17 protein-coding genes, 2 tRNA genes and 1 rRNA gene are annotated in these 18,696 nt (G+C 55.4%); 14 read left to right on the top strand and 6 right to left on the bottom strand.

The genetic code is table 11. The annotated features are described in order from the left end of the window. Positions 1-107: 107 nt before the first annotated feature. From rrf to AX755_RS09520, 3 genes are all read left to right on the top strand, one after another. Positions 108-223, top strand: a 5S ribosomal RNA gene (gene rrf, locus AX755_RS09530). Between the two features lie 55 nt (positions 224-278). Beyond that, positions 279-355: transfer RNA gene (locus AX755_RS09525), tRNA-Asp, on the top strand. Between the two features lie 53 nt (positions 356-408). After that, a tRNA-Trp gene (locus AX755_RS09520) sits at positions 409-484 on the top strand. Positions 485-586: 102 nt separating this feature from the next. Here the strand turns inward: AX755_RS09520 and hdfR are convergent. Beyond that, positions 587-1,408 carry an HTH-type transcriptional regulator HdfR gene (hdfR, locus tag AX755_RS09515; RefSeq protein WP_020685959.1) on the bottom strand — a complete coding sequence of 274 codons (822 nt, stop codon included), beginning with the start codon at positions 1,406-1,408 and terminating at the stop codon, positions 587-589. A gap of 118 nt (positions 1,409-1,526) precedes the next feature. Between hdfR and AX755_RS09510 the strand changes: the two genes are divergently transcribed. Further along, positions 1,527-1,865, top strand: coding sequence for a DUF413 domain-containing protein (locus tag AX755_RS09510; protein ID WP_013099290.1), 339 nt, complete (start codon positions 1,527-1,529; stop codon positions 1,863-1,865). Positions 1,866-1,897: 32 nt separating this feature from the next. On the opposite strand, the gene AX755_RS09505 is transcribed toward AX755_RS09510, so the two are convergent. Further along, positions 1,898-3,418: a YifB family Mg chelatase-like AAA ATPase gene (locus AX755_RS09505; RefSeq protein WP_045295016.1), complete on the bottom strand. Its 1,521-nt coding sequence runs from the start codon at positions 3,416-3,418 to the stop codon at positions 1,898-1,900. A gap of 341 nt (positions 3,419-3,759) precedes the next feature. On the opposite strand from AX755_RS09505, the gene ilvL reads away from it, so the two are divergent. The 7 genes from ilvL to ilvA all read left to right on the top strand — a co-directional run bounded on the left by ilvL (position 3,760) and on the right by ilvA (position 10,310). Next, positions 3,760-3,858 carry an ilv operon leader peptide gene (gene ilvL / locus AX755_RS09500; protein WP_045295018.1) on the top strand — a complete coding sequence of 33 codons (99 nt, stop codon included), beginning with the start codon at positions 3,760-3,762 and terminating at the stop codon, positions 3,856-3,858. An 86-nt stretch (positions 3,859-3,944) separates the two neighbouring features. Continuing rightward, positions 3,945-3,995, top strand: a complete 51-nt coding sequence (gene ilvX / locus AX755_RS25330) for a peptide IlvX (protein WP_102046757.1) — start codon at positions 3,945-3,947, stop codon at positions 3,993-3,995. Positions 3,996-3,997: 2 nt separating this feature from the next. Further along, positions 3,998-5,644 carry an acetolactate synthase 2 catalytic subunit gene (gene ilvG / locus AX755_RS09495; protein WP_045295014.1) on the top strand — a complete coding sequence of 549 codons (1,647 nt, stop codon included), beginning with the start codon at positions 3,998-4,000 and terminating at the stop codon, positions 5,642-5,644. Beyond that, positions 5,641-5,904 carry an acetolactate synthase 2 small subunit gene (gene ilvM / locus AX755_RS09490; RefSeq protein WP_003860184.1) on the top strand — a complete coding sequence of 88 codons (264 nt, stop codon included), beginning with the start codon at positions 5,641-5,643 and terminating at the stop codon, positions 5,902-5,904. The genes ilvG and ilvM overlap by 4 nt, the downstream gene beginning before the upstream one ends. Before the next feature lie 18 nt (positions 5,905-5,922). After that, positions 5,923-6,852, top strand: coding sequence for a branched-chain-amino-acid transaminase (gene ilvE / locus AX755_RS09485; protein ID WP_013099287.1), 930 nt, complete (start codon positions 5,923-5,925; stop codon positions 6,850-6,852). Positions 6,853-6,912: 60 nt separating this feature from the next. Then, the gene (ilvD, locus tag AX755_RS09480) at positions 6,913-8,763 is read left to right on the top strand and encodes a dihydroxy-acid dehydratase (protein ID WP_013099286.1); all 1,851 of its coding nucleotides are present in this window, start codon (positions 6,913-6,915) and stop codon (positions 8,761-8,763) included. Between the two features lie 2 nt (positions 8,764-8,765). Further along, on the top strand, positions 8,766-10,310 hold the full coding sequence (gene ilvA, locus AX755_RS09475) for a threonine ammonia-lyase, biosynthetic (RefSeq protein ID WP_014833732.1): 1,545 nt from the start codon (positions 8,766-8,768) through the stop codon (positions 10,308-10,310). Here the strand turns inward: ilvA and ilvY are convergent. Beyond that, on the bottom strand, positions 10,307-11,197 hold the full coding sequence (ilvY, locus tag AX755_RS09470; RefSeq protein WP_013099284.1) for an HTH-type transcriptional activator IlvY: 891 nt from the start codon (positions 11,195-11,197) through the stop codon (positions 10,307-10,309). The genes ilvA and ilvY overlap by 4 nt on opposite strands. A gap of 152 nt (positions 11,198-11,349) precedes the next feature. Here ilvY and ilvC point away from each other — a divergent pair, with 152 nt between their 5' ends. Continuing rightward, positions 11,350-12,825, top strand: coding sequence for a ketol-acid reductoisomerase (gene ilvC, locus AX755_RS09465; protein WP_013099283.1), 1,476 nt, complete (start codon positions 11,350-11,352; stop codon positions 12,823-12,825). 85 nt (positions 12,826-12,910) lie between these two features. Here the strand turns inward: ilvC and ppiC are convergent, their stop codons facing one another. Further along, positions 12,911-13,192, bottom strand: coding sequence for a peptidylprolyl isomerase PpiC (gene ppiC, locus AX755_RS09460; RefSeq protein ID WP_013099282.1), 282 nt, complete (start codon positions 13,190-13,192; stop codon positions 12,911-12,913). Between the two features lie 85 nt (positions 13,193-13,277). On the opposite strand from ppiC, the gene rep reads away from it, so the two are divergent. After that, positions 13,278-15,302, top strand: coding sequence for a DNA helicase Rep (gene rep / locus AX755_RS09455; RefSeq protein ID WP_013099281.1), 2,025 nt, complete (start codon positions 13,278-13,280; stop codon positions 15,300-15,302). Between the two features lie 51 nt (positions 15,303-15,353). Here rep and gppA read toward each other — a convergent pair whose 3' ends face one another. Further along, positions 15,354-16,838, bottom strand: a complete 1,485-nt coding sequence (gppA, locus tag AX755_RS09450) for a guanosine-5'-triphosphate,3'-diphosphate diphosphatase (RefSeq protein ID WP_062856644.1) — start codon at positions 16,836-16,838, stop codon at positions 15,354-15,356. Positions 16,839-16,844: 6 nt separating this feature from the next. Then, entirely contained in the window at positions 16,845-18,110 is a 1,266-nt protein-coding gene (gene rhlB, locus AX755_RS09445) for an ATP-dependent RNA helicase RhlB (protein WP_013099279.1), read from the bottom strand. 144 nt (positions 18,111-18,254) lie between these two features. Here rhlB and trxA point away from each other — a divergent pair, with 144 nt between their 5' ends. Beyond that, on the top strand, positions 18,255-18,584 hold the full coding sequence (trxA, locus tag AX755_RS09440; protein ID WP_004386384.1) for a thioredoxin TrxA: 330 nt from the start codon (positions 18,255-18,257) through the stop codon (positions 18,582-18,584). Positions 18,585-18,696: the final 112 nt, after the last annotated feature.

Here is an 18,696-nt window from a genome sequence, read left to right as displayed (position 1 = left end):
GTTGAGCTAACCGATACTAATGAACCGTGAGGCTTAACCTTACAACGCCGAAGATGTTTTGGCGAAGAGAGACAGATTTTCAGCCTGATACAGATTAACAGAATTTGCCTGGCGGCTTTAGCGCGGTGGTCCCACCTGACCCCATGCCGAACTCAGAAGTGAAACGCCGTAGCGCCGATGGTAGTGTGGGGTCTCCCCATGTGAGAGTAGGGAACTGCCAGGCATCAAATTAAGTAGTAAGCCGGTGCATAAATCCGGTGGTTACAGCAGTCTTCGGTGGAGCGGTAGTTCAGTCGGTTAGAATACCTGCCTGTCACGCAGGGGGTCGCGGGTTCGAGTCCCGTCCGTTCCGCCACTTATTAAGACATTAAGCCTGCCTTATCGGCAGGCTTAATGGCAAAAAACTTTAGGGGCGTAGCTCAGTTGGTAGAGCACCGGTCTCCAAAACCGGGTGTCGCGAGTTCGAGTCTCTCCGCCCCTGCCATATAGAATCCTTTGCTTCGGCAAAGGATTTTTTTTGCCTTCAACATGGCCAAAATCCCTTCCTAATCAAAAACTGCAGCCAGCTATTATGCTGGCTGGTAAATCATTCCATAATATTGATTTTTAATAGATCTTTTATCTGCGATTGCTTATCGCTGTTCTGCAGCCAGATTGCATACAGCGGCCTGGAAAGCGTAGTGGAATCCAGTACGGTATGGAGTCCCGGTTTACTGTCTGCCCAGCAAACGGGTAACCACGTGCAGCCCTTTAGCAAGGAAAGCTGTTGGCAGGCGATCTCCGCTGAGCTGGTTGTTAACTGTGGAACATCGTCAGGGGCGATCAAACCGGTTTCATGCTGTTGAAAATCGGGGCCCCATTCAAGCCGCAGATAGGTTAGATCGGACTTCATCATCGCAGGCTCAGACGCATACAGAGCCAGACCAAACTGCCCAACAATCTGGCTGCTAAATTCGTCCATCTTGGGGGCTTCAGTGGTGATCAGCAGATCAAGCTGGCGCTCGTGAAGTTGCTTAACCAGCGACTGGCGTTGCGCAATTCTGGCCTCGAATTGCAAATGCCCATGCGAATGGTATAACCGCGAAAGCCACTGACTGAGCATACATTCCCACAGGGAGGCGCTGGCCCCAATCGAGAACTCATTGTGCCTGGACGTATGAGCCACCTCTTTACGGGCCGCCTGCCAGGTATTCATCAACGTTTCTGCATACGGGAGCAGTTTCTCACCGGCTGGCGTTAAGCGGATATTGTTGCGGTGACGGGTAAATAGATTCACACCCAATTGATTTTCCAGCTGTCGAATACGAAAACTGACCGCTGACTGCGTCAGATAGAGGGCTTCAGCTGCTCGCCCGAAGTGGCGTGTCCTGCTCACTTCAAGGAAAGTTTTTAGCAATTCCGTATCCACATCTTTCTCCACAAAATTATTTGTCGTTATGATTTAAATGTTTTGTTTTACACTCTGTCAAGCGTAACTAATACTCCGCGCCATAAATAGCTCGGCCAAAGAATTAGGAGCGTGTAGGATGGCGGAAAGCTTTACGACGACTAATCGTTTTTTCGACAATAAAAATTATCCACGCGGGTTCTCTCGTCACGGCGATTTCACCATCAAAGAGGCGCAATTGCTTGAGCGTCATGGTTATGCCTTTAACGAGCTGGATCTGGGTAAACGTGAGCCTGCGACTGAAGACGAAAAACAGTTTGTTGCTGTTTGTCGCGGTGAGCGTGAGCCGCAGTCTGAAGCAGAACGTGTATGGATCAAGTACATGGCACGCATCAAGCGTCCAAAGCGTTTCCATACGCTGTCTGGCGGTAAGCCGCAGATGGAAGGTGCTGAAGACTACACCGAGTCTGACGACTAAGTTGATGAGAAAAGGAGCTTCGGCTCCTTTTTTTATGCCAGTAATTTTTGCATGTGCAGCAACAACCGATCTATGGCGCGATAGCTCAGCGCTTCCTGCAGATGGTGTCTTTCAATCTCTGGGTCTCCTTTCACATCGGCAATAGTGCGAGCCACTTTCAGCAGGCGCTGCCATGCACGGATCGAGAGCCCAAATCGCGTCAATGTCTCTTCAAGCCAGCAGGCATCCTCAGCCTTAAGATGGCAAAACTGCCGAATCTCAGCATTATCCAGACGCGCATTCAGCTTATGTTGACGAGCGTACTGTCGGGCCTGTGAGGCGATAACCCGTTCGCGAACCTTCGCTGTGCTCTCACCGCGTATCGTTGTTTGGCTGAGCAAACCTGGGGGCGGTAATGGGATCTCCAGGGATAAATCAAAACGATCGAGGAAAGGGCCTGACAGCTTACCCAGATAGCGCAGCGTCTGCTCAGGTGTGCAGCGATTATGATTCCCCTGATAATGGCCTGATGGGCTGGGGTTCATGGCAGCAACCAGCTGGAACTGTGCCGGGTAGCTTATTTTGGCGCGCGTGCGGGAGATATGGATCTCGCCAGATTCGATAGGTTCCCGCAGGGCATCCAGTACGCGGCGTTCAAACTCAGGCAGTTCATCAAGGAACAGGATGCCATTGTGTGCCAGCGAGATCTCTCCCGGCCCCGGAATGGAGCCCCCTCCGACCATGGCCGTCAGGGAGGCACTGTGATGGGGAGAGCGAAAAGGGCGTCGTCGCCACTGTTTTTGCAATGATGCAGAGCTCACCAGGCTAAATATCGCTGCGCTTTCAAGTGCCTCATGATTATTGAGTGGTGGCAATAACCCATTCAGCCTGCTCGCCAGCATGGTTTTCCCTGTTCCCGGCGGGCCAATCAGCAACAGGTTATGTCCTCCGGCTGCGGTGATCTCCAGTGCCCGCTTCCCCTGCTCCTGCCCGATAATATCGCTGAGGTCGTCCGGGCTTTCAGGCAGGATATCTCCGGTTTCCTCTGGCTCGGAGAGCGGATGTCGGCCTTCAAGGTGCGCGCAGACTTCCTGTAAATGCCCCGCGACCAGGCACCCTTTCTCGGCAATCAGGCTCACTTCTGAGGCATTTTCATTGGCTACAATAATTTGTCGACCGGCATGAATGGCTTCCAGCGCACCAGAGATGGCACCAGGAACGCCTCTTAACGCGCCTGTAAGCGCCAGTTCGCCAATGAACTCGTACGAGCCTAGCCTCGCAGTGTTGAGCTGCTCAGAGGCTGCGAGAAGCGCAATAGCGATAGGTAAATCGTATCGTCCTCCCTCCTTGGGCAGATCTGCGGGAGCAAGGTTGATCGTGATCTTCTTTGCGGGAAAGGTATAACCGCTATTGATAATTGCGCTGCGAACCCGATCTCTGGCTTCTTTGACCGTGGTTTCTGGCAAGCCGACAAGTGTTAGCCCAGGGAGCCCATTACTCAGATGAACCTCCACAGAAATAAGCGGTGCCTTTACTCCGATAGCCGCACGCGTGTAAACAACTGACAGTGACATAAGCACCTCCTCAGTGAGTCACTATGTCAGTATTGATTCTGCCTGTTGAGCATCAGTTAGCTGATTTACGACGCTCATTCCTGCTTTTTAGCGACATAGTGTAACTATTTCACTCATTCGGAAGCCCTCTCGCAAAGAGAAGGACGGAACGCGGCAGAGCGCTAAAACACGCCAAAAAAATGAAAAATATTCACTATCTAATTTCCTTATATAAAACAAAGCTTTTCAGGAATATGATTTGCCTGCTAATCAAATCCGTCATAAATAAATCTTGTGTTTGGTTTGATAACTGTGATAACTCTTTAGGCATTCCTTCGAACAAGATGCACAAAGAACCGAAAATGACAGCCCTTCTACTAGTGATTAGCCTGGTCGTGATTAGCGTGGTGGTGATTATTATCCCACCGTGCGGGGCTGCACTTGGACAAGGAAAGGCTTAGAAATCAAGCCTTAACGAACTAAGACCCCCGCACCGAAAGGTCCGGGGGTTTTTTTATGACTAAAAAACTTAAACGAGGAGCAGAGAATGACAAATAGCACAAAATTCTGTTTCTCCCGATTTATGACGGGGAACTAACTATGAATGGGGCACAGTGGGTAGTACATGCGTTGCGCGCACAGGGAGTCGAAACCGTCTTTGGTTATCCGGGAGGCGCAATTATGCCGATTTACGATGCACTGTATGACGGCGGCGTGGAACACCTCTTGTGCCGACACGAGCAGGGCGCAGCCATGGCGGCCATTGGCTATGCACGTGCCACCGGTAAAACGGGCGTCTGCATGGCAACGTCTGGACCGGGCGCCACAAACCTGATCACCGGTCTGGCTGACGCGCTGCTCGATTCCGTTCCCGTGGTGGCGATCACCGGCCAGGTGGCCTCACCCTTCATCGGTACCGATGCCTTCCAGGAAGTCGATGTGCTCGGCTTGTCGCTGGCCTGCACCAAACACAGCTTCCTCGTGCAGTCCCTCGAAGAACTGCCAGGCGTGATGGCGGAAGCGTTCCGTATTGCCAGCTCTGGCCGTCCTGGCCCGGTTCTGGTGGATATCCCGAAAGATATTCAGGTCGCACTCGGCGAGCTGGAACCGCACTTCTCCACCGTTGAGAGTGACGATGCGTTCCCGCATGCGGCAGTCGAAGAGGCGCGTCGGATGCTGGCGCAGGCAGCCCAGCCGATGTTGTACGTCGGCGGCGGCGTTGGCATGGCACAGGCAGTTCCGGCCCTGCGCGAATTTATCGCGGTAACGCAAATGCCTGCCACCTGCACGCTGAAAGGGTTGGGCGCAGTGGATGCTGACTACCCATACTACCTTGGCATGCTGGGGATGCACGGCACCAAAGCGGCAAACCTGGCGGTGCAGGAGTGTGATTTGCTGATTGCCGTCGGTGCCCGTTTTGACGATCGCGTGACCGGCAAGCTGAATACCTTCGCGCCAAACGCCAAAGTTATCCATATGGATATCGACCCGGCGGAAATGAACAAACTGCGTCAGGCGCATGTTGCGCTGCAGGGCGATCTCAACACGCTGCTGCCGGCGTTACAGCAGCCTTTGAATATCGGTGAGTGGCGCCAGCACACGGCTGAAATGCGTGCCAAGCACGCCTGGCGTTACGACCATCCGGGTGAGGCCATCTATGCGCCGCTGCTGTTGAAGCAGTTGTCTGACCGTAAACCGGCAGACAGCGTAGTGACGACCGATGTCGGCCAGCACCAGATGTGGTCTGCACAGCACATGACCTACACCCGCCCGGAAAACTTCATCACCTCCAGCGGATTAGGCACGATGGGCTTCGGCCTGCCTGCCGCGGTGGGTGCTCAGGTTGCCCGTCCAAACGATACGGTCATCTGTATCTCCGGTGACGGCTCCTTCATGATGAACGTTCAGGAGTTGGGCACCGTTAAGCGTAAACAATTGCCGCTGAAGATCGTGTTGCTCGATAACCAGCGTTTAGGGATGGTTCGCCAGTGGCAGCAGCTGTTCTTCGAGGAGCGCTACAGCGAAACCACCCTGACTGATAACCCCGATTTCCTCACTCTGGCCAGCGCCTTTGGCATTCCTGGACAGCACATCACCCGTAAAGACCAGGTTGAAGCGGCACTCGACACCATGCTGTCAAGCGAAGGGCCTTACCTGCTTCATGTCTCAATCGACGAGCTTGAGAACGTCTGGCCGTTGGTACCGCCAGGTGCCAGTAACTCACAAATGCTGGAGAAATTATCATGATGCAACATCAGGTCGCCGTTCAGGCTCGCTTCAATCCAGAGACATTAGAACGCGTTTTGCGCGTGGTCCGTCATCGTGGCTTTCAGATTTGCTCTATGAATATGGAGACGGCCACTGACGCCCAAAATATCAGTATCGAATTAACCGTTGCCAGCCCGCGCCCGGTCGACTTACTGTTTAGTCAATTATCAAAGCTGGTGGATGTTGCCCATGTTGCCATCTGCCAGAGCACAACCACATCACAACAAATCCGCGCCTGAGCGTGACAGGAAGAGAAAATGACGACAAAAAAAGCTGATTACATTTGGTTCAATGGTGAGATGGTTCGTTGGGAGGACGCGAAGGTCCACGTGATGTCCCATGCGCTGCACTACGGTACGTCTGTGTTTGAAGGCATCCGTTGCTACGATTCTCACAAAGGGCCAGTGGTGTTCCGTCATCGTGAACATATGCAGCGTCTGCATGACTCAGCCAAAATTTATCGTTTCCCGGTTTCTCAGAGCGTTGATGAGCTGATGGAAGCCTGCCGCGAGGTGATTCGTAAGAACAACCTGACCAGCGCCTATATTCGTCCGCTGGTCTTCGTGGGTGACGTGGGCATGGGCGTAAACCCGCCAGCCGGTTACACCACAGACGTGATCATTGCTGCGTTCCCGTGGGGGGCGTACCTGGGTGCAGAAGCGCTGGAGCAAGGGATCGACGCAATGGTCTCGTCCTGGAACCGCGTGGCGCCTAATACCATCCCAACTGCGGCCAAGGCGGGCGGTAACTACCTCTCCTCACTGCTGGTCGGCAGTGAAGCGCGCCGCCACGGCTATCAGGAAGGCATCGCGCTGGATGTGAACGGTTATATCTCTGAAGGCGCAGGTGAAAACCTGTTTGAAGTGAAAGACGGTATCCTGTTCACCCCGCCGTTTACCTCTTCAGCCCTGCCGGGTATTACCCGTGACGCCATCATTAAGCTGGCGAAAGATCTGGGTATCGAAGTGCGTGAACAGGTTCTGTCCCGCGAATCCCTGTATCTGGCCGATGAAGTCTTTATGTCCGGTACGGCGGCTGAGATCACGCCGGTTCGCAGTGTAGACGGTATTCAGGTGGGCGCAGGCCGCTGTGGCCCGGTTACCAAACGTATTCAGCAAGCCTTCTTCGGCCTCTTCACCGGCGAAACAGAAGATAAATACGGCTGGTTGGATCAGGTTAATCAATAAGCATAAATATGGGGCGGCACGCACCGTCCCATTTAATAGTCAGACGGGAGTAAATAAAGCATGCCTAAGTATCGTTCCGCCACCACCACCCACGGCCGTAACATGGCGGGTGCCCGCGCACTGTGGCGCGCCACCGGGATGACCGACGCAGATTTCGGTAAACCTATCATCGCCGTGGTGAACTCCTTCACCCAGTTTGTGCCGGGCCATGTGCACCTGCGCGATCTCGGCAAACTGGTTGCTGAGCAAATTGAAGCTGCGGGCGGTGTGGCGAAAGAATTCAACACCATTGCGGTGGATGACGGTATCGCGATGGGGCACGGGGGCATGCTCTATTCACTGCCGTCGCGCGAGCTGATTGCCGACTCGGTGGAATACATGGTTAACGCTCACTGTGCGGACGCCATGGTCTGTATCTCCAACTGCGACAAAATCACCCCGGGGATGCTGATGGCTTCCCTGCGTCTGAACATTCCGGTAATTTTCGTCTCCGGTGGTCCTATGGAAGCGGGCAAGACCAAGCTTTCTGACAAAATCATCAAGCTCGACCTGGTCGATGCGATGATCCAGGGCGCGGATCCAAAAGTGTCTGACGAGCAGAGCAACCAGGTGGAACGCTCCGCGTGCCCAACCTGCGGCTCCTGTTCCGGGATGTTCACCGCCAACTCCATGAACTGTCTGACCGAAGCACTGGGCCTCTCTCAGCCGGGCAACGGTTCGCTGCTGGCGACGCACGCTGACCGTAAAGCGCTGTTCCTCAACGCCGGTAAGCGCATTGTTGAACTGACCAAACGTTACTACGAGCAGGACGATGCCAGCGCGCTGCCGCGTAACATCGCCAGCAAGGCGGCGTTCGAAAATGCCATGACGCTGGATATCGCCATGGGCGGTTCTACTAACACCGTTTTGCACCTGCTGGCTGCGGCGCAGGAAGCGGAAATCGACTTCACCATGAGCGATATCGATAAGCTGTCCCGCAAAGTGCCGCAACTGTGTAAAGTCGCGCCAAGCACCCAGAAATACCACATGGAAGACGTACACCGTGCGGGTGGCGTCATCGGTATTCTTGGCGAGCTGGATCGCGCCGGGCTGCTGAACCGCGATGTGAAGAACGTTCTCGGTCTGACGTTGCCGCAGACGCTGGATAAATATGACGTGATGCTGACTCAGGATGAGGCGGTGAAAAACATGTTCCGCGCGGGTCCGGCCGGTATTCGTACCACGCAGGCCTTCTCCCAGGATTGTCGCTGGGACACCCTGGATGATGACCGCGCCGAAGGCTGCATTCGTTCGCTGGAGCACGCCTACAGCAAAGACGGCGGTCTGGCCGTGCTGTACGGCAACTTTGCGGAAAACGGCTGCATCGTAAAAACCGCGGGCGTGGATGACAGCATCCTGAAATTCACCGGCCCGGCCAAAGTGTACGAAAGCCAGGACGAGGCGGTAGACGCCATCCTGGGCGGCAAAGTTGTGGAAGGCGACGTGGTGGTCATCCGTTACGAAGGGCCGAAAGGCGGTCCAGGCATGCAGGAGATGCTCTACCCAACCACCTTCCTGAAATCGATGGGCCTTGGTAAAGCCTGTGCGTTGATCACCGACGGACGTTTCTCGGGCGGTACGTCCGGCCTCTCCATTGGCCACGTATCACCGGAAGCAGCGAGTGGCGGCAACATTGCGATCATCGAAGACGGTGACCTGATTGAAATCGACATTCCGAATCGCGGGATCCAGCTCAAGCTGAGCGATCAGGAGATCGCGGCTCGTCGTGAAGCACAGGAAGCGCGCGGCGATAAAGCCTGGACGCCGAAGGACCGCCAGCGTGAAGTCTCCTTCGCCCTGCGCGCTTACGCGAGCCTTGCGACCAGTGCAGACAAAGGCGCGGTACGCGATAAATCGAAACTTGGGGGCTAATGATGGCCGAGTCACAACCCTTATCCGCCGCCCCTGAGGGGGCGGAATATCTCCGGGCAGTGCTACGCGCGCCGGTCTATGAAGCGGTGCAGGTCACCCCGCTGCAGAAAATGGAAAAACTCTCTTCGCGCCTCGACAACGTGATTCTGGTGAAGCGCGAAGACCGTCAGCCGGTGCACAGCTTCAAGCTGCGCGGGGCCTACGCGATGATGGCCGGGTTGACCGACGAGCAAAAAGCACGCGGCGTGATTACCGCGTCGGCGGGCAACCACGCGCAGGGTGTGGCGTTCTCGTCTGCCCGTTTGGGGTTGAAAGCGCTGATCGTGATGCCGGTTGCCACGGCGGATATCAAAGTGGATGCGGTGCGTGGCTTCGGCGGTGAAGTGCTGCTCCACGGCGCTAACTTTGACGAAGCAAAAGCCAAAGCGATCGAGCTGGCGCAGCAGCAGGGCTTTACCTGGGTACCGCCGTTCGACCATCCGATGGTGATTGCAGGACAAGGTACCCTGGCGCTGGAACTGCTGCAGCAGGATGCCCATCTTGACCGTGTTTTCGTTCCGGTGGGCGGCGGTGGCTTAGCTGCAGGCGTGGCGGTGCTGATCAAACAGCTGATGCCGCAGATCAAAGTGATTGCCGTGGAAGCGGAAGATTCAGCCTGCCTGAAGGCCGCGCTGGATGCGGGTCATCCGGTCGATCTTCCGCGCGTTGGGCTGTTTGCCGAAGGCGTGGCCGTGAAACGTATTGGCGACGAAACCTTCCGTCTGTGCCAGGAGTATCTTGACGACATCGTCACCGTCGACAGCGATGCGATCTGTGCGGCGATGAAAGATCTCTTCGAGGATGTGCGTGCGGTGGCGGAACCGTCCGGCGCGCTGGCATTGGCTGGAATGAAAAAATACATTGCCCAGCACAACATTCGCGGCGAGCGCCTGGCGCACGTGCTCTCAGGTGCTAACGTCAACTTCCACGGTCTGCGTTACGTTTCTGAACGCTGCGAGCTGGGCGAGCAGCGTGAGGCCCTGCTGGCGGTGACCATTCCGGAAGAGAAGGGCAGCTTCCTGAAGTTCTGTCAGCTGCTTGGCGGCCGTTCGGTAACGGAGTTCAACTACCGTTTTGCCGATGCGAAAGACGCCTGTATTTTTGTCGGCGTGCGTTTAAGCCGCGGTCTGGAAGAGCGCAAAGAGATCCTCAACCTGCTGCACGAAGGCGGCTACAGCGTGGTCGATCTCTCTGACGATGAGATGGCGAAGCTGCACGTACGTTATATGGTCGGCGGTCGTCCGTCGAAGCCGCTTAAGGAACGTCTCTACAGCTTTGAGTTCCCGGAATCCCCGGGCGCGTTGCTGAAGTTCCTGCATACGCTGGGCACGCACTGGAACATCTCCCTGTTCCACTACCGCAGCCACGGCACCGACTATGGCCGCGTGCTGGCCGCGTTTGAACTGGCCGAGCACGAGCCGGATTTCGAAACGCGGCTGAACGAGCTGGGCTATGAGTGCCACGACGAAACCCATAACCCGGCGTTCAGGTTCTTTCTGGCGGGCTAGTGGTTCGGCAATATCTTCCAGAACGCATCAATAAGCGGCTCATGCAGCCGCTTTTTTTGTGCACACACGCCAAGCTCGAACGGTGTCTTTTCGTCGCTGCGCTCCAGAATCATCACACGATTGCGCACCGGTTCCGGGCTGTTTTCCAGCACCACTTCCGGCAGCAGCGCCACGCCGCAGCCAAGCGCCACCATCGAGACCATCGCCTCGTGTCCACCCACCGTCGCGTAAATCGACGGATTACTGATTTTCTGACGACGGAACCAGAGTTCGATACGGCGTCGCACCGGACCCTGATCGGCCATGATAAACGGCACCGATGACCAGTCCGGCTTTTCCACCGACACCTGATTACGCACCGGGCAGGGTAGCGCCGGGGCGATCAGCACCACCGCCAGATTCTCCAGCATGGAGAACGCCACCGCGCCCGGCAGGGTTTCGGGCTTCCCGGCAATGGCCAGATCGGCTTCGCCTGTGACGACTTTTTCCATGGCATCGGCGGCATCGCCGGTGGTGAGCTTAATTTCAACCGAGGGATGCTCCGCGCGGAAACGGTCAAGGATAGGGGGAAGATGGCTATAGGCGGCCGTTACGGAACAGAAAATATGCAGCTCGCCGGATAAAGACGGCCCTTTCTGATCGATGGCGTGTCGTAGCTGCTGATACTGCAGCAACGTCTGCTGAGCAAAGACCCGCAGCTCTTCGCCCGCTTCCGTGAGGGTAACGGTGCGATTATCCCGCACAAACAGCGGCTGGCCGAGGTCCTCTTCAAGGCGCTGGATCTGGCGCGAAAGCGTGGACGGGCTGACGTGCATGGCCCGGGCGCTACGGCCAAAATGGCGGCTTTCCGCCAGATGCAGGAACATTTTCAGATCGCGTAAATCCACGGATTCCACTCCCCCTTTTTACATTGCAGATATTGCAACGTGACGTTGTGAATATATCAATTTCCGCAATAAATTTCCTGTTGTAATGTGGGTACATTCTCGCTGAAACGCGAACCGAACAATAAGACACACAACATCACGAGGTATCACCCATGGCTAACTACTTTAATACACTGAACTTGCGCCAGCAGCTGGCGCAGCTGGGCAAATGCCGCTTCATGGCGCGCGATGAATTTGCTGATGGCGCGAGCTACCTTCAGGGTAAAAAAGTGGTCATCGTCGGCTGTGGCGCGCAGGGTCTGAACCAGGGCCTGAACATGCGTGACTCCGGGCTGGATATCTCTTACGCCCTGCGCAAAGAAGCAATTGCTGAAAAACGCGCTTCCTGGCGTAAAGCGACCGAAAACGGCTTCAAAGTGGGTACCTACGAAGAGTTGATCCCGCAGGCGGATCTGGTTGTTAACCTGACGCCAGACAAACAGCACTCTGATGTTGTGCGCTCCGTTCAGCCGCTGATGAAAGACGGCGCGGCGCTGGGTTACTCTCACGGCTTCAATATCGTTGAAGTGGGCGAGCAGATCCGTAAAGACATCACCGTAGTGATGGTGGCACCGAAGTGTCCGGGTACAGAAGTGCGTGAAGAGTACAAGCGTGGCTTCGGCGTGCCGACGCTGATCGCGGTTCACCCGGAAAACGATCCGAAAGGCGAAGGGATGGCGATCGCCAAAGCATGGGCAGCGGCTACCGGTGGCCACCGTGCGGGCGTTCTGGAATCTTCCTTCGTGGCTGAAGTGAAATCTGACCTGATGGGCGAGCAGACCATTCTGTGCGGCATGCTGCAGGCCGGTTCACTGCTGTGCTTCGATAAGCTGGTGGAAGAGGGTACCGACCCGGCATACGCAGAAAAACTGATTCAGTTCGGCTGGGAAACCATCACCGAAGCGCTGAAGCAGGGCGGTATCACGCTGATGATGGACCGTCTGTCCAACCCGGCGAAACTGCGTGCTTTCGCGCTATCCGAACAACTAAAAACCATTATGGCGCCGTTGTTCCAGAAACATATGGACGACATCATCTCCGGCGAGTTCTCTTCCGGCATGATGGCTGACTGGGCGAATGATGATAAGAAACTGCTGACCTGGCGTGAAGAGACCGGTAAGACCGCGTTCGAAACTGCGCCACAGTATGAAGGTAAAATCGGCGAGCAAGAGTACTTCGACAAAGGCGTACTGATGATCGCGATGGTGAAAGCAGGTGTTGAGCTGGCGTTCGAAACCATGGTGGATTCCGGCATCATCGAAGAGTCTGCGTACTACGAATCACTGCACGAGCTGCCGCTGATCGCGAACACCATTGCCCGTAAGCGTCTGTACGAAATGAACGTGGTTATCTCCGATACCGCTGAGTACGGCAACTACCTGTTCTCTTATGCATGCGTACCGCTGCTGAAAGAGTTCATGACCACCCTGCAACCGGGCGATCTGGGCAAAGCCATTGCGGAAGGTGCGGTAGACAACGCGCAACTGCGCGATGTGAACGAAGCGATTCGCAGCCACCAGATCGAGAAAGTAGGTCACAAACTGCGTGGCTACATGACCGATATGAAACGTATCGCGGTAGCGGGTTAACAACCTTGTCGGGTGACGCTTCGCTTACCCGACCTACAAAACGCTAAGACGTAGGCCGGGTAAGGCGCAGCCGCCACCCGGCTTTTTATTTGCGATAGAGGACCTTGATCACGTGATAGCCGAACTGCGTATGCAGTGGGCCAGTCGGCTCCAGTACCGGGCAGGAGAAGACCACTTTGTCGAACGCCGGAACCATCTGACCCTGACGGAATTCCCCTAAGTCACCGCCGCGTTTGCCTGATGGGCAAATGGAGTGCTTCTTCGCCAGCTTGCCGAAGTCGGCGCCGTTTTTGAGCTGTTCCAGAAGATCCAGAGCCAGTTTCTCTTCTTTAACAAGGATATGCAGTGCTGCTGCTGTTTTTGCCATGATCGTGCCTTGAGTGGTATGGATTAGGCTCGCTATACTACCACGCTGTTATTCTCCCCTCCTGACTTTCATTGAGTGATCATTTATGCGTTTAAACCCCGGACAACAACAAGCTGTCGAATTTGTCACCGGACCGTGTCTGGTGCTGGCGGGGGCTGGCTCCGGCAAAACGCGTGTGATCACGAACAAAATCGCCCACCTGATCCGCGGCTGCGGCTATCAGGCCCGGCATATCGCTGCGGTGACCTTTACCAACAAAGCGGCGCGCGAAATGAAAGAGCGTGTCGGCCAGACGCTGGGGCGTAAAGAGGCGCGAGGCCTGATGATCTCCACGTTCCACACGCTGGGGCTGGATATCATCAAACGCGAATACGCGGCGCTGGGGATGAAGTCTAACTTCTCGCTCTTCGACGACACCGATCAGGTGGCATTGCTTAAAGAGCTTACCGAGGGGCTGATCGAAGATGACAAAGTGCTGTTGCAGCAGCTGATCTCGACGATCTCCAACTGGAAAAACGATCTGATGACCCCCGCTCAGGCGGCGGCAAGCGCCAAAGGTGAGCGGGATCGCATCTTCGCTCACTGCTACGGTCTGTACGATGCACATATGAAAGCATGTAACGTGCTGGATTTTGACGATCTGATCCTGCTGCCCACGCTGCTGTTGCAGCGTAATGAAGAGGTGCGTGAACGCTGGCAGAACAAAATCCGCTATCTGCTGGTGGATGAATACCAGGACACCAACACCAGCCAGTATGAGCTGGTGAAGCTGCTGGTGGGACAGCGTGCGCGTTTCACCGTGGTAGGCGATGATGACCAGTCAATCTACTCCTGGCGCGGCGCGCGCCCACAAAACCTGGTGCTGCTGAGCAAAGATTTTCCGGCGCTGCAGGTGATCAAGCTGGAACAGAACTACCGCTCATCCGGGCGCATCCTGAAAGCGGCAAATATCCTGATTGCCAATAACCCGCACGTCTTCGAAAAACGCCTTTTCTCGGAACTTGGCTATGGCACGGAGCTCAAAGTACTCAGTGCCAATAATGAAGAGCATGAAGCGGAGCGCGTGACGGGCGAGCTGATTGCGCACCACTTCGTCAATAAAACGGAATATAAAGATTACGCGATCCTGTATCGCGGCAACCACCAGTCGCGCGTCTTTGAAAAGATGCTGATGCAGAACCGCATCCCCTACAAAATTTCCGGCGGAACCTCCTTCTTCTCGCGCCCTGAAATAAAAGATCTGCTGGCCTATCTGCGTGTGCTCACCAACCCGGATGACGACAGCGCCTTTCTGCGTATCGTGAACACGCCGAAACGTGAAATCGGCCCGGCGACGCTGCAAAAGCTCGGTGAATGGGCGATGACGCGCAACAAAAGCCTGTTTACCGCCAGCTTCGATATGGGGCTGAGCCAGACGTTAACCGGGCGCGGTTATGATTCCTTAACCCGCTTTACCCACTGGCTTGGCGAAGTCCAGCGTCTGGCGGAGCGCGAACCGGTTGCTGCCGTTCGCGATCTGATCCACGGCATCGACTATGAGTCCTGGCTGTATGAAACCTCTGCCAGCCCGAAGGCGGCAGAGATGCGCATGAAAAACGTTAACCAGCTGTTCAGCTGGATGACGGAAATGCTGGAAGGCTCAGAAATCGACGAGCCGATGACCCTGACCCAGGTCGTTACCCGCTTTACGCTGCGCGACATGATGGAGCGCGGTGAGAGCGAAGAGGAAGCCGATCAGGTTCAACTGATGACGCTGCATGCGTCTAAAGGGCTGGAGTTTCCGTATGTCTACCTGGTCGGCATGGAAGAGGGCTTACTGCCGCACCAGAGCAGCATTGATGAAGATAACGTCGATGAAGAGCGTCGTCTGGCCTACGTGGGCATTACCCGCGCACAGAAAGAATTAACTTTCACGCTGTGTAAAGAGCGCCGTCAGTATGGCGAGCTGGTTCGCCCTGAGCCGAGCCGTTTCCTGCTGGAGTTGCCGCAGGATGACCTGATCTGGGAGCAGGAGCGCAAGGTGATTACCGCTGAAGAACGGATGCACAAAGGTCAGGCTAACGTCGCGAACATTCGCGCCATGCTGGCAAAAGCCAAAGAGAAGGGATAAAAACTTGCAGGCCGGGTCAGGCGAAGCCGCCGCCCGGCAATGCACAGCGTATTACTTCACTTCAAGCGCCCAGTGGACATAGCTCTGCCACTGGCACTCTTGCTCAATCATCTCTGCCCCAAGCGGGTGATTATCAATCCAGTTTTCCGGCAGCGTCAGAGACAGCCTTTCGTCATCCGCCACCAGATGAATATTGGGCAGCAAATCATCGCGACGTCGGCTGGCAAACAGAATTGCCAGACGCAGCAGGCGGCACAGATGCTCGGCCACGCGCGGCGGCACGGCGTTTTGCTGATGTAACGAGGAGAGGTCAACGGCGTTGGTCTGGTTCAACAGTAACGTTGCCAGCAGTTTCTTTTGTGCCGGCGTGTAGCCCGGCAGATCGAGATTACGCACCAGCCAGGCTGCGTGCAGCGGCGCCTGCTTATACTCGACGCTCAGCCCAATTTCATGCAGCGCGCAGGCACTTAGCAGCAGATCGCGGCTTAACGGATCAATATCCCAGCTGTTTTTTACCTGATCGGCAAACAATGATGCCAGCTGAGCTACCCGTTGCGCTTGATCGGTATCGACAATAAAGCGACGCTGTACGTTACGCAGGGTTCGGGTGCGGATGTCCTGATCAACCGAAAGATGCAGCATTCCGTAGACCAGACCTTCACGCAGCGCACCACCGGCCAGCGTCATACACTGGATGTTCAGCTCGGTAAAAATGGCGATCAAAATGGCCAGGCCGCTCGGGAAGACCAGCGCGCGTTCCAGCGTCAGGCCTTCTATTTCCAGCTCTTCCAGGCGACCACATTGAATCGCGCGCTGTTTTAACTGCTGGAGCTTGGTAAGCGTGATCCGCTCGTCCATCCCCTGGGCCATCATGATTTCCTGCAACGCCTGCACGGTACCTGACGCACCCACGCAAACTTTCCAGCCGTGATAGCGCAGTTCGTCCATTACCGGACGTAACACCTCGCGGGCAGCATTTTCCGCTTCGTCGAAGTTCTCTTTACCCAGATTTCGATCGGCAAAGTAGCGCTCAAGCCAGGTCACACAGCCCATCGACAGGCTGAACAGCGAGGTCGCCTGCGCGCCCGTGCCGGTGACGAGCTCGGTGCTGGCACCCCCGATATCGACGACCAGACGGCGATCGTCGCCGCCCGTCGTGTGCGCAACACCCTGATAGATCAGACGTGCTTCTTCTTCACCGCTGATAACCTGAACCGGGCACCCGAGAATTTCCTGCGCTTTGGCAATAAAATCCACGGCGTTTACTGCCAGGCGTAGCGTCGCGGTGGCGACAACGGTAATTTGCGAATGGGGGATATCCTGCAGGGGTTCGGCAAAGAGACGCAGACACTGCCAGCCACGTTCCATGGCTTCGGGAGAGAGATAATTATCGCTGCTCAGGCCCGCCGCGAGGCGGACCTTGCGCTTAATGCGCGTCAGCGTTTGTATGCTTCCCGCCACCTCGCGCACAACCAGCATATGAAAACTATTCGAACCGAGATCAATTGCCGCATAAAGCGAGGTGGAGCTGAGCATATTTTCTTAACCTGAACGACGACGATTACGCGGTGCGCCAGAACGACGCGGGCCATTGCCGGAGCGGGCGCGGGTAAGGCGCTTAGGCGGCGGCAGTTCGCTTAACAGCGCATCCGGATTGTATTTACTCTGTGGAATAGAGTGACCAATGTAGGCCTCAATCGCCGGGAGATTCAGCGCATATTCTTCACACGCAAGGCTAATGGAGTGACCGCTTGCGCCTGCACGACCGGTACGACCAATGCGGTGTACGTAGTCTTCGCAGTCATCCGGCAGGTCATAGTTGAAAACGTGCGTGACGGCGGGAATGTGCAGACCACGCGCGGCCACGTCGGTTGCGACCAGAATATCGAGATCGCCACGGGTAAATTCGTCGAGAATACGCAGGCGTTTTTTCTGTGCCACATCGCCGGTCAGCAGACCCACACGGTGACCATCCGCAGCCAGATGGCCCCAGATATCTTCACAGCGGTGTTTCGTGTTCGCGAAGATAATGGCGCGATCTGGCCACTCTTCTTCGATCAGCGTTTGCAGCAGGCGCATTTTCTCTTCATTGGAAGGATAGAAGAGCTCTTCTTTAATGCGGTGACCTGTTTTCTGCTCCGGCTCCACTTCCACATATTCGGCGTTGTTCATCTGCTCGAACGCCAGCTCGCGTACGCGATAAGAAAGGGTAGCGGAGAACAGCATGTTCAGACGCTGGTTCGCTGGAGGCATGCGACGGAACAGCCAGCGGATGTCTTTGATGAAGCCCAGATCGTACATGCGGTCGGCTTCATCCAGCACCACAACCTGGATTGCGCCGAGGTTAATGTGATTCTGTTTTGCATAATCGATAAGACGGCCAGTGGTACCGATCAGGATATCCACGCCGCTTTCCAGCACTTTCAGCTGCTTATCGTAGCCATCGCCGCCGTAAGCCAGGCCAATCTTCAGGCCGGTCGCCTGCGTCAGAGGTTCAGCGTCTGCGTGGATCTGTACCGCCAGTTCTCGCGTCGGAGCCATGATAAGCGCGCGCGGCTGGTTAACTTTGCGGTCTGCAATCGCTGGATGAGAAAGTAAATAATGAAACGTTGACGTTAAAAACGCCATCGTTTTGCCAGTACCGGTTTGCGCCTGCCCTGCTACGTCACGACCGGCCAGCGTCAGCGGCAGGGCGAGAGCCTGAATGGGCGTGCAGTTATGAAACCCTTTATTTTCAAGGGCTTCAATCACTTTTGGGTGCAGGGCGAAGTCGGAAAACTTCTGTTCTGTTAAATGTGTTTTGCTCATAGTGTGGTAGAATATCAGCTTACTATTGCTTTACGAAAGCGTATCCGGTGAAATAAAGTCAACCTTTAGTTGGTTAATGCGACATCAACACGTCGTTGATGAAGACGAAACCAACGCACCAGGCTTATTCCTGTGGAGTTATATATGAGCGATAAAATTATTCACCTGACTGACGACAGTTTTGACACGGACGTACTTAAGGCTGACGGGCTGACCCTCGTCGATTTCTGGGCTGAATGGTGTGGTCCTTGCAAAATGATCGCCCCGATTCTGGATGAGATCGCTGACGAATATCAGGGCAAACTGACCGTTGCCAAGCTGAACATCGACCAGAACCCGGGTACCGCGCCAAAATACGGCATCCGTGGCATCCCGACCCTGCTGCTGTTTAAAAACGGCGAAGTGGCGGCGACCAAAGTGGGCGCACTGTCCAAAGGTCAACTGAAAGAGTTCCTCGACGCTAACCTGGCGTAAGGTTTCTCCGCTGCGCGTCCAGAGGCCAAAATGATGTGCAACTCTGGACGCCCGGCTTAAGTCGTGCTAAGTTAGCTATGACTTCGTTTTAAACATATCTTGTTGTTTGAAT

This window comes from Enterobacter sp. SENG-6 (assembly GCF_001605945.1).
Classification (GTDB): Bacteria; Pseudomonadota; Gammaproteobacteria; order Enterobacterales; family Enterobacteriaceae; genus Enterobacter; species Enterobacter cloacae.
Note: the sequence above shows the minus strand (reverse complement) of the source record. Positions and strands in the feature narration are given on the sequence as shown.